The organism is Winslowiella toletana, from assembly GCF_017875465.1.
Classification (GTDB): Bacteria; Pseudomonadota; Gammaproteobacteria; order Enterobacterales; family Enterobacteriaceae; genus Erwinia; species Erwinia toletana.
Genome location: NZ_JAGGMQ010000001.1, coordinates 4,517,214 through 4,529,130, shown reverse-complemented (window position 1 = coordinate 4,529,130; position 11,917 = coordinate 4,517,214). Strand labels below are relative to the sequence as shown.

The window sequence follows — 11,917 nt, the reverse complement described above, 5'->3', positions numbered from 1 at the left end:
TCCTTTAGTTACCTGAGGTGGAGGAAAGCGGCGCCGCGCATTCCTCCGGCATCTCCATGACGGGCTTTGGCGAAACGAGGCGTTCTGGCAACCGGTAACAGGTACTTCGCCACACGCTGTTCCAGCCCTTCATAGAGTGCATCAAAATTAGAAAGTCCTCCACCCAGCACCACCAGATGCGGATCGATCAGCGTCAGCAGATTGCCAAGGCAAACCGCTAACAGCTCGCGATAACGCTCGGTGTGGGCCAGCGCCTGCCGATCACCCTGATAATAACGGGTGATGATATCAGGCGCACTGAGAGTCTGCTGATACTGCTGCTGCCAGAGCCAGGCAAAGCCGGTTCCGGAGAGATAAGATTCAATACAGCCGCGCTTGCCGCAGCCACACTGTTGCAACGGGATATCACGCCCCAGCACTTCAAGGGCATCGACCGGCAGACGCAGATGACCAAATTCGCCGGTGATAAAATTGCGTCCGGTGACCGGTTTGCCCTCGACAATTAAGCCGCCGCCGACGCCGGTGCCGAGGATCAGGCCAAACACCACCGGATAAACCTGGAATTCATCGTCCCAGGCTTCGGAGAGGGCAAAACAGTTGGCGTCGTTATCGATACGCACTTCACGCTGCAGACGCTGCGACAGGTCGGCGCCCAGCGTTTTACCGCGCGCGGCGGGCACATTAGCGGTAAACAGCGTGCCATCATCCGGCACCGGCAACCCCGGTACACCAATACCGACACTGCCCTGCCCGCCGCTACGTTTATCGGCCTCGCGCACCAGCTGCTCCAGTACCGCCAGCAGTTGCGGATAATCATCACGCGGGGTTGGCACGCGCGTGCTCCATACCTGCCGCCGCTGCGCGTCGTACACACCGAGGGCGATTTTGCTGCCGCCCATATCGAGGCCATAGTACATGTGCTTACCCGTTTCCCTTACCTGTCGTATAAATCATCGGCACAGGCGGCGAGAACGCCGCCACTACGACAAATCCGTAGGGGAGCCGTTAACGGCTCCCGGAGTTACTGCCCGCTAAGCACGCGTGCCGGATCGATACGGCTGGCGCGCCGCGCCGGATACCAGCTTGCTACCAGGCTAAGGACAATCGCCGTCGCCAGCACCGAAATCACATCCAGCCAGTGCAATTCTGACGGCAGGAAGTCAATAAAGTAGATATCGCCGGACAGAAACTGATGACCGAGCAGGGTTTCAATGCCACGAATTAGCGGCGTCAGATTTAACGCCGCCAGCACACCGACCACCACGCCGCTAACGCTGCCAAGCAGACCCGCCATCAGTCCGTACCAGACAAAGATAGCGCGGATCAGCCCATCTTTCGCCCCGAGGGTACGCAGCACGGCAATATCACTGCTCTTGTCTTTGACCGCCATCACTAACGTTGAAACGATATTGAAACAGGCCACGCCGATCACCAGCACCATCGCCAGATACATAATCGCGCGGATCATCTGAATATCGCGATACATATAGCCGTAAGTGCCGACCCAGCTGCGGATATAGACATAGGATTGCGTTACCTGACCGGCATCGCGAACCAGCTTATTGGCGCTAAAGGGATCGTTAACTTTAATCGCAATGCCGGTGACATTATCATCCATATTCAGATACTGCTGCGCATCGGCCAGCGGCACCATCGCCAGACTGTGATCGAGCATGCCGCTAAGCTGCAGAATCCCGCTAACCTGCAGGCGCACGCGCTTTGGCTGTAACAGTTTATGCCCGGTGTCGCTGTTGGGGATCATAATCGTCAGCCAGTCGCCCTGCTGCAGATTGAGCGATTTCGCCACGCCGCTGCCGATAATCACCTGCTGCTTGCCCGGCGTAAAACTCGACCAGGCGTTGTTCTGCACAAATTTCGGCAGCGCGCTTAGCCGCGTTTCCAGCTGCGGATCAACCCCTTTCACCTGAATCGCCTGCAGTTTAGCGCCGCTTTCAATCAGGCCGGTAAAGTTAATATAGGGCGCGGCGGCGGCAATACCTGGCACCTTTTCAATACGTGGCAACATCGCCTGCCAGCCGGTCATTGGCTGATTGACCGGCTCAATCTCGCCATGAGGCACCACTGCCAGAATGCGGTTATTCAGCTCGCGTTCGAAGCCGTTCATTGCGCTCAGGCCGACAATCAGCACCGCCACACCGAGCGCGATACCGACGGTAGAGATTACCGAAATCAGCGAAACCATACCGCCACGGCGACGGCCGCGACTGAAACGTAATCCCAGTAACAGGGATAAAGAAGATGCCATTACAGCGCTCCTGCCAGCGTCAGTTCACCACTCAGCTGACCATCACGCATCTCCATCTGGCGCTTCAGGCGTTTTGCCAGATGCATATCATGGGTCACCACCAGAAACGCGGTGCCCTGGCGCACATTGAGTTCACCCAGCAGATCAAAAATGGCGTCAGCGTTGCGTGCATCAAGGTTACCGGTCGGTTCATCCGCCAGCACCAGCCGCGGATTATTAACCAGCGCACGGGCGATCGCCACGCGCTGACGCTCACCGCCGGAAAGCTCAGAGGGACGATGGGTCGCACGCTTCTCCAGCCCGACCGCCGCTAACATGGCGCGCGCTTTTTCCTGCGCTTCGGTTTTATGCACTTTGCCAATCAGCAGCGGCATCGCCACATTTTCCAGCGCGGTGAAGTCCGGCAGCAGATGGTGGAACTGATAGATAAAGCCCAGCTCGCGATTACGCAGTTCGGCTTTCGCCGATGAAGATAAACTGTTCAGCGACTTGCCGTTAAACACCACCTCACCGGAGGTCGGTGAATCCAGTCCGCCCAGCAGATGCATCAGGGTACTTTTGCCGGAGCCGGAGCTGCCGACAATCGCCATCATTTCACCCGGCTCAATGCTGAAAGAGACATTGCGCAATACATCTGTCTGCACGCTGCCTTCCTGATAGCGTTTGCACAGATCATTACACTGCAACAGGATCGAATTACTCATAGCGTAAAGCCTCAGCGGGTTGTACGGCGGCAGCGCGCCAGGAAGGATAAAGCGTCGACAGCAGCGCCACCGCCATCGCGGTAACGGCAATTGCCACCACCTGCCACGGCGAAATCGCCACCGGCAGTGCAGCGCCATCAAGGAACAGGCCAATCACTGGCATCAGATTATTGAGCTGGCTGGCCAGCAGCACGCCGAGTAAGGCGCCGAGCAGCGCACCGATAATGCCCGCGCTGGCGCCCTGCACCATAAACACCAGCATTACCTGGCGTCGCGTCAGGCCCTGGGTTTGCAGAATCGCCACTTCACCCTGCTTCTCCATAATCAGCAGGCCAAGTGAGGTGATAATATTAAATGCCGCGACCGCCACAATCAGACTCAGCAGCAGGCCCATCATATTTTTTTCCATACGTACTGCCTGGAAAAGTTCGCCTTTGCGTTCGCGCCAGTCTTTCCACACCATCCCTTGCGGCAGCGTTTGCTGGCTCAGAGTGTCAACGCTCAGCGGCTCATTCAGCCACAAGCGCCAGCCGGTGATATTGCCTGCCGGATAGCGCATCAGGCGTGACGCATCCTGCTGGTTAACCAGAATCTGGTAGCCATCGACTTCGCTGTTAGCAGCAAAAGTACCGATAACATTAAACAGGCGCTGACTCGGCACGCGTCCCATCGGGGTAAACTGGCTGGCGGAAGGCACCATCAGGCGCAGGGAGTCACCGCGCTTAACCCCCAGCTGTCCGGCCAGCTGCTCGCCGAGGATAACGTTATATTTCCCGCTTTGCAGATCGGACTGCTTCACGTTAACCAGATACGGTGACAGCGGATCCTGCTCTTGTGGCTCCACGCCGAGCATTACCCCGACCGCCACGCTGCGCGCGCTCTGCAGCACCACATCGCCGGTGGTCAGCGGCGCAACGCGGCTCACGCCCTGCAATTGCAGGCTGTCGGCGCTAATCTGCTGCGGATTAATCGATCCTTTGTCGCTGGTGACCAGCGCTTGCGGCATCAGACCAAGAATATTGTTTTCCAGCTCGCGCTCAAAACCGTTCATTACCGACAGTACGGTAACCAGCGCCAGCACCCCCAGCGTAATGCCGATAGTGGAGAGCCAGGAGACAAACCGGCCAAAGCGGTCTGAGGCGCGTCCGCGCATGTAGCGCAGACCAATAAATAGGGCAACAGGTTGATACATGTAATCCGTCTTGTGGCGCTTGCTGAGGCAAAGTGATCAAGGATGATAAAGGAGCGGCTCGCTTTATGGAACCTCTAAGCCTCTGAGTCTGCGGCAAAGGCTGTAAAGATCGTGCTGACAGAAGCCTGAATGCGTAAAAAAGCAGCAACAATACGGCCTTATCAGGCGAATGGGTCTGCCCGCAAAGCGCATAAACTATAATGACAGTATGTGGCCTGAGTATTACTGCCGTTTTAACGGCGCTGGAGTGGTACGATGTTCAAATATCCAAAAGGCAGTATCGTTAAACATAAATCCGGTGAAATCAAAGGCGAAGTGGTGAATGTGTTCGAACAGGGAGACTCACCAACCGGTTATTACGTTAAATGGGATGACGGCAATCACAGCTATCATGTTGAGCACGAGTTGTGCTGGGCCAATATCGATCGGCCAAAAATGCATTACACTCATCAATCGACCAAGTGAGCTTGCCATCCGCGCGATTCCCACCCTCTGCCGATAATCTCCGTGGCTGACGCTTGATTGATCAGAACAAAATTCCGTTCGCGATCAGGTGACCCCTGGCGCGTTCTGTGAAATCATTACGCCATATGGATAATTAAGAGAACGTCGAACCGACTATGCCAGAACAGACTCGTTATTCCCTGCCTGTGAAAGCCGGCGATCGCTCCCTGCTTGGGCAGCTGACCGGTGCGGCTTGTGCCGTTGAGTGCGCTGAAATCATTGAACGTCATCGCGGGCCGGTGATGTTAATTGCACCTGATATGCAAAATGCCCTGCGCTTGCAGGATGAGATCCAGCAGTTTACCGACCAGCCGGTCACCAGCCTTGCCGACTGGGAAACGCTGCCGTTTGACAGCTTTTCACCGCACCAGGAAATTATCTCCTCGCGCCTGTCGACCCTGTATCAGCTGCCGACACTGCAACGCGGCGTACTGATCCTGCCGGTTAACACCCTGATGCAGCGCGTCTGCCCGCACAGCTTTTTGCACGGTCACGCGCTGGTGATGCAGAAAGGTCAGCATCTGTCGCGCGATACCCTACGCAGTCAGCTGGAACAGGCCGGTTATCGCAGTGTCGACCAGGTGATGGCCCACGGCGAATACGCCACCCGCGGCGCCCTGCTCGATCTCTACCCGATGGGCAGCGAACAGCCGTACCGTATCGATTTCTTTGATGATGAAATCGACAGCCTGCGCCTGTTTGATGTCGATACTCAGCGTACGCTGGAGGAAGTGGCGGCGATCAATTTACTGCCCGCCCACGAATTCCCTACCGATAAAGGCGCCATCGAACTGTTTCGCAGCCAGTGGCGCGAACAGTTCGACGTCAAACGTGAAGCCGAGCATATTTATCAGCAGGTCAGCAAAGGTACGCTGCCTGCCGGCATCGAATACTGGCAGCCGCTGTTTTTCGATCAGCCGCTCCCGGCGCTGTTCAGCTATCTGCCGGATAATACACTGGTGGTGAATACCGGCGATCTGGAAAGCAGCGCCGACCGCTTCTGGCTGGATGTCACTTCGCGCTATGAAAACCGCCGGGTCGATCCGATGCGCCCACTACTGGCACCGGAAAAACTGTGGCTGCGTACCGACGAGCTGTTTAGCGAGCTGAAAAAGTGGCCACGCGTGCAGCTCAGCAGCGAACGACTGGCGGATAAAGCCGCCAGTACCAATCTCAACTATCAGCCACTGCCGGACCTGGCGGTACAGGCGCAGGCCAAAGCGCCGCTGGATAATCTGCGCCGCTTTCTCGAAAGCTTTAACGGTGCAGTCATCTTCTCCGTGGAGAGTGAAGGCCGCCGTGAAACCCTGCAGGAGCTGCTGGCGCGCATCAAAGTGCTGCCAAAAACCATTTCGCGCCTCGATCAGGCCAGCGAACCCGGCCATTATCTGATTGTCGGCGCCAGCGAACGCGGTTTTATTGATGGCCTGCGCCAGCGCGCGCTGATTTGCGAAAGCGATTTGCTTGGTGAGCGCGTGACCCGCCGCCGTCAGGACAGCCGCCGCACCATTAATCCGGACGTACTGATCCGCAACCTTGCCGAGCTGCATCCCGGACAACCGGTGGTGCATCTGGAGCACGGCGTCGGTCGCTATATTGGCCTGACCACGCTGGAAACCGGTGGCATCACCGCTGAATATCTGATGCTGGCCTATGCCAACGACGCAAAACTCTATGTTCCGGTCTCTTCCCTGCATCTGATTAGCCGCTATGCCGGTGGCGCCGACGAAAATGCGCCGCTGCATAAACTGGGCAGTGACGCCTGGTCACGCGCGCGGCAGAAAGCCGCGGAGAAAGTGCGCGATGTCGCGGCTGAGCTGCTGGATATCTACGCTCAGCGTGCCGCCAAAACCGGTTTTGCCTTTAAACATAACCGCGAACAGTATCAGCTGTTCTGTGAAAGCTTCCCGTTTGATACCACGCCAGACCAGGCGCAGGCGATTAATGCGGTACTCAGTGATATGTGCCAGCCGCTGGCAATGGATCGCCTGGTATGCGGTGATGTCGGCTTTGGTAAAACCGAAGTGGCGATGCGCGCCGCCTTCCTTGCGGTCGAGAACCATAAGCAGGTCGCGGTGCTGGTGCCGACCACCCTGCTGGCGCAGCAGCACTTTGATAACTTCCGTGACCGCTTTGCCAACTGGCCGGTGCGGATTGAAATGCTGTCCCGCTTCCGCACCGCGAAAGAACAGGCGCAGATCCTTGAGCAGGCCGCCGAAGGCAAGATTGATATTCTGATTGGTACCCATAAGCTGCTGCAGACCGAAATTAAATGGCGCGATTTGGGGCTGCTGATTGTCGATGAAGAGCACCGCTTTGGGGTGCGCCATAAAGAGCGCATCAAGGCGATGCGCGCCGATGTCGATATTCTGACGCTGACCGCGACGCCAATCCCGCGTACGCTGAATATGGCGATGAGCGGTATGCGCGATCTGTCGATTATTGCCACGCCTCCGGCGCGTCGCCTGGCGGTAAAAACCTTTGTGCGTCAGTATGACGACCTGGTGGTGCGCGAAGCGATTCTGCGTGAGGTACTGCGTGGTGGTCAGGTTTACTACCTGTATAACGATGTGGAAAATATCGAAAAAGCCGCGCAGCGCCTGGCGGAACTGGTTCCGGAAGCCCGCGTCGCCATCGGCCATGGCCAGATGCGCGAGCGCGAGCTGGAACGGGTGATGAATGATTTCCACCATCAGCGTTTTAATGTGCTGGTCTGTACCACCATCATTGAAACCGGTATCGATATTGCCACCGCCAATACGATTATTATTGAACGTGCTGACCACTTTGGTCTGGCGCAGCTGCACCAGCTACGTGGCCGGGTTGGTCGTTCGCATCATCAGGCTTATGCCTGGCTGCTGACGCCGCATCCAAAAGCGATGACCACCGATGCGCATAAACGTCTGGAAGCGATAGCCTCGCTGGAAGATCTCGGCGCAGGTTTTGCGCTGGCAACTCACGATCTGGAAATTCGTGGCGCCGGTGAACTGCTGGGCGAAGATCAGAGCGGACAGATGGAAACCATCGGTTTCTCACTGTATATGGAACTGCTGGAAAATGCCGTCGAGGCGCTGAAAGAGGGTCGCGAACCGTCGCTGGAGGATCTGACCAGCAATCAGACCGATATTGAATTGCGTATGCCTGCGCTGCTGCCGGATGACTTTATTCCTGACGTGAATACCCGCCTGTCGTTCTACAAGCGCATCGCCAGTGCGCAGAGTGAAGGCGAGCTGGATGAGTTAAAAGTTGAGCTGATTGATCGCTTTGGTTTGCTGCCGGATGCGGCTCGCAATCTGCTGGATATTGCCGCGCTGCGTCTGGTGGCGCAGAAACTGGGCGTACGTCGCATCGATGGCAGTGAAAAAGGCGGATTTATCGAGTTCGCCGAAAAAAACCGCGTCGATCCCGGCTGGCTGATTGGCCTGCTGCAAAAAGAGCCACAGCACTGGCGTCTGGATGGGCCAACACGTCTGAAGTTTATTCGCGATTTGGGCGACCGTAAGGTACGTATGAAGTGGGTACGCGACTTTATGGGTCAGCTGCTGGAGAATGCGGCCTGATATTTTCTCCTGCTGGAGAAAGTTTGCAGGGGAAGCAACAATGTGTTTCGCTGATTGTTGCTTCCTGCTGAAATTGACTTTCCCGCTGGCGGGCGTTAATGATCTACCTGCATCACGGGAATATATTCTCTGGCGCAGATATCACATTTAAACACTATCCTTTCAGCGGGATTCCGCATCGCCTGCCGGCGTATTTCCTCCTGTTGGGTGGCGCGATTACATTCCGGCACTTGTTAGAGTGTTGCCGGAACCATTTTCCCTGATATACGCGCCTCGTGGATAAGACGCATCCTTGCTCCAGCTTTGTCTGTTGCTGCCTGCATTTCTGCAGGACGTTCCTGTATAGCTTTGCGGCGTGCGTAAGACATTTCCTCTCCTTTAGGGTTCAAGACCGATTTCTGACGTAATTCCTTTTCCCAATCTTTTTCTGACCAATCGCCGCGCCTCATTTTAAAAGCGGCGAATAGCGTGAATAATAAAATTTGTCATATGGAAAACCCAAATTGATTTTTAACTACCCTGTTGCTATTTCTGTGCCGATAATATCTGATCTTTATTTTGTAATACTGCCATTTTTTGTAAATACCCTGTGATCCACGCTGACTTTTATCAATGCAAAAAAAAATCCGTTTGCATATCGATGCAAACGGATTTTTTTTTAATATAGATTCCTGTAACAGGATAATCTTATTACTTTTCTAATCAGGCCTGATTATTCAGCACCAGCTGACCTTTATTATCCAGCGGAATGCGCGTGCCGGGATCATTCTCCATACGGATTTTGCCCTGCTGATCGCCGATTTTATAGGTTACGTCGTAACCCAGCATTTTTTCCTGCTTATCGTAGACCGTTTTACAGCGCTGTTCGCTGGTGGTGTAGGTATCCCGCTCCTGCATGGCGCCCTGCACCTGGTTGCCGCCGTAGCCGCCTGCCAGTGCGCCAGCAACGGTCGCTACATCCTTACCGCGTCCGCCACCAAACTGGTGACCCAATACTCCACCTGCGACCGCACCCAGTACGGAACCGGTAATGCGGTTCTCATCCTGTACCGGACGGCGATGGGTCAGCGTGACATTACGACACTCCTGACGCGGATTTTTAATGGTTTCTTTAATCGGTGTTGCGGAGAGCACCTGAGCATATTGCGGGCTGCTGCTAAAGACGTTCATACCTGCAACGGCGGCTACACCTAATGCCGCTGCCACGCCAATACCTACACCCGCTAACATTGATTTATTCACAGGAAATCCTCCTGAATTGTTACCGCGCATCTATTCCCACTGCCATTTCCCTGGCAGCTTTGGCATTCCCGGCGTGCGCGACGCGCCGTGGTCATTAACCTGAAGTTTGCAGAAAGTAACCAAACGCGACAATCAGACAACCGGACGAAAGCAATAAGAAAATCCTTTTCAGAGTGTTCTTATCGGGGAGTTTGCACGACGTTTCAGAGGATAAAGTGATGGTGACCGGGTAACAAATTGCGGTTAACAGACTGAAATGGCGGGGATAACCCCGCCACTGGCGCTTAGTGCAGTTTCAGACGCGGGCGGATAACCCGGTTGATACTTCCCACCAGCATCATCAGGCCGGTTTTAAAGTAGCCATGCAACGCGATCTGGTGCATGCGATATAAGGAGATATAGACAAAGCGGGCAATGCGCCCTTCCACCATCATCGAGCCGCGCATCAGGTTGCCCATCAGGCTACCGACAGTACTGAAGCGTGACAACGAAACCAGTGAACCGTGATCTTTATAGACGTAAGGTTTCAGCGGCTGGCCTTTGATCTGCGCCAGAATATTGCCCAGCACCCGGGAGGCCATCTGGTGCGCTGACTGCGCGCGTGGCGGCACAAAACCGCCACCCGGCAATGCACAGGAAGCACAGTCGCCGATGGCGAAGATATTCTCATCGCGGGTGGTCTGTAAGTTTTCGCTCACCACCAGCTGATTAATGCGGTTGGTTTCCAGTCCACCCAGCTCTTTCATAAAATCTGGCGCTTTAATACCGGCAGCCCATACCATCAGATCGGCTTCAATAAACTCACCAGATTTGGTATTCAGCCCCTTCGCATCAGCACTGGTCACCATGGTTTGGGTTAACACCCGCACGCCCAGCTTGGTCAGTTCCTGATGCGCGGCCGCGGAGATGCGCGGCGGTAGCGCTGGCAGGATACGCTCACCGGCTTCCACCAGCGTCACGTTCAGGGCAGAGTTATCCAGCCCTTTGTAGCCATAGCTGTGTAGCTGCTTCACTGCGTTATGCAGTTCAGCGGACAGCTCGACGCCGGTGGCGCCGCCGCCGACAATAGCGATATTGACCGTTTCACGCGCGCCTTCATTCGAAGAGAATTTCAGGAACAGATTCAGCATCTCGTTATGGAAACGACGCGCCTGGCTCGGGTTGTCGAGGAAGATACAGTGATCTTTTACGCCCGGCGTACCGAAGTCATTGGAGGTGCTGCCCAGCGCCATCACCAGCGTGTCATACGCCAGTTCACGCTCGGGCACCAGCAATTCGCCCTGCGCATCACGGATTTCAGCCAGCAGCAGACGTTTGGATTCACGATCGAGGTTGGTCACCGTCCCCAGCTGGAACTGGAAATGGTGATTACGGGCATGCGCCAGATAGCTTAGCGCATCAATACCTTCATCCAGAGAACCGGTCGCCACTTCATGCAGCAACGGTTTCCATAAATGACTATGATTACGGTCAACCAGCGTAATTTCCGCTTTATTCTTACGGCCCAGTTTGTGACCCAGCTGGGTAGCCAGCTCAAGTCCTCCTGCGCCGCCACCTACGATGACAATTTTCTTTAGTGGTGTAGTCAAAAGACCCCCTCAAATGTGAACCAATCGTTAACTAAAGGTTAAAATAATATCCTTAGTAAACATAGGGTTGGCGAACTTAAATCGCTATCTGAAGGCAGGATAACATGGCGGGGTAAGCAGGTCATACCAAAATTGATCAGGGTCAATTTTAAAGCGTAAAACTCAGATTAATACGCATTTTGCAGGCGATGGCCGGCGCACTCCGGCCACGTTAAACACCGTCAGCCGAGGGTCTTAAAAGCTTTAATACGTTGTAAATGCGGGGAAATATTTTTGAACTTATGCCCCTCGACCTCATCCCAGATGATCTCATAATAATCATGCAAGGTACTGGCGCTACGCTGATTATCCAGCGCTTCATCATGACGGGAGAGAATGGTCAGACAGCGATCACGGTTCTTTTCACGGAAATTACTGACGCATTTTGTGGCGATATCCAGGTACTCTTCCGGCCGGTCGATTTTGCCGCTCATATTCTCGAAGGGGAAAAGATTAGGATTAAACATCACCTGGCGAATATCACAGAGAAAACCGATACGTTCTGCCCAGTAGCCGCCAAGGCCTACGCCACAAATCAGCGGCCGCTCATCGACGTTGAGTTGCAGCATTTTGTCAGTCTCTTTTAACAAATGCTGCATATCATGTTTCGGATGCAACGTGCTGTAACTTAACAAACGTACATCGGGATCAATAAACTGCAGCTGCAGCACCTTTTCATGATTCCCCGGACTGTTTGAATCAAAACCGTGCAGATAGATGATCATCGTTATCCTCAGCGTTGGTTACGGTAAAACCCACACTAAAGATAGAGCTTATTTAGCGGCGCTGCTTTGATCGATGACAGATTATCCACCTCAACA

The 11,917-nt window shown here is 54.7% G+C and carries 9 protein-coding genes; 2 read left to right on the top strand and 7 right to left on the bottom strand.

The window, feature by feature from the left end; all coding sequences use genetic code 11:
• Positions 1-8: 8 nt before the first annotated feature.
• From nagK to lolC, 4 genes are all read right to left on the bottom strand, one after another.
• Positions 9-917: an N-acetylglucosamine kinase gene (gene nagK, locus J2125_RS21220; RefSeq protein WP_017801902.1), complete on the bottom strand. Its 909-nt coding sequence runs from the start codon at positions 915-917 to the stop codon at positions 9-11.
• Between the two features lie 104 nt (positions 918-1,021).
• Complete coding sequence (gene lolE / locus J2125_RS21215) at positions 1,022-2,266, bottom strand: lipoprotein-releasing ABC transporter permease subunit LolE (protein WP_017801901.1); 1,245 nt, start codon at positions 2,264-2,266, stop codon at positions 1,022-1,024.
• The gene (gene lolD, locus J2125_RS21210; protein ID WP_017801900.1) at positions 2,266-2,970 is read right to left on the bottom strand and encodes a lipoprotein-releasing ABC transporter ATP-binding protein LolD; all 705 of its coding nucleotides are present in this window, start codon (positions 2,968-2,970) and stop codon (positions 2,266-2,268) included. Before lolD ends, lolE begins: the two co-directional genes overlap by 1 nt.
• Entirely contained in the window at positions 2,963-4,162 is a 1,200-nt protein-coding gene (lolC, locus tag J2125_RS21205; RefSeq protein ID WP_017801899.1) for a lipoprotein-releasing ABC transporter permease subunit LolC, read from the bottom strand. The genes lolD and lolC overlap by 8 nt, the downstream gene beginning before the upstream one ends.
• Before the next feature lie 255 nt (positions 4,163-4,417).
• Between lolC and J2125_RS21200 the strand changes: the two genes are divergently transcribed.
• Both J2125_RS21200 and mfd read left to right on the top strand, forming a co-directional pair.
• Positions 4,418-4,627 carry a hypothetical protein gene (locus J2125_RS21200; RefSeq protein ID WP_017801898.1) on the top strand — a complete coding sequence of 70 codons (210 nt, stop codon included), beginning with the start codon at positions 4,418-4,420 and terminating at the stop codon, positions 4,625-4,627.
• Positions 4,628-4,782: 155 nt separating this feature from the next.
• Positions 4,783-8,226, top strand: a complete 3,444-nt coding sequence (gene mfd, locus J2125_RS21195) for a transcription-repair coupling factor (RefSeq protein ID WP_017801897.1) — start codon at positions 4,783-4,785, stop codon at positions 8,224-8,226.
• Positions 8,227-8,928: 702 nt separating this feature from the next.
• Here mfd and J2125_RS21190 read toward each other — a convergent pair.
• The 3 genes from J2125_RS21190 to ycfP all read right to left on the bottom strand — a co-directional run bounded on the left by J2125_RS21190 (position 8,929) and on the right by ycfP (position 11,821).
• Positions 8,929-9,468: a glycine zipper 2TM domain-containing protein gene (locus tag J2125_RS21190; protein WP_017801895.1), complete on the bottom strand. Its 540-nt coding sequence runs from the start codon at positions 9,466-9,468 to the stop codon at positions 8,929-8,931.
• 284 nt (positions 9,469-9,752) lie between these two features.
• Positions 9,753-11,057 carry an NAD(P)/FAD-dependent oxidoreductase gene (locus tag J2125_RS21185; protein WP_017801894.1) on the bottom strand — a complete coding sequence of 435 codons (1,305 nt, stop codon included), beginning with the start codon at positions 11,055-11,057 and terminating at the stop codon, positions 9,753-9,755.
• A gap of 221 nt (positions 11,058-11,278) precedes the next feature.
• The gene (gene ycfP / locus J2125_RS21180; protein ID WP_017801893.1) at positions 11,279-11,821 is read right to left on the bottom strand and encodes an alpha/beta hydrolase YcfP; all 543 of its coding nucleotides are present in this window, start codon (positions 11,819-11,821) and stop codon (positions 11,279-11,281) included.
• Between the last annotated feature and the right edge of the window lie 96 nt (positions 11,822-11,917).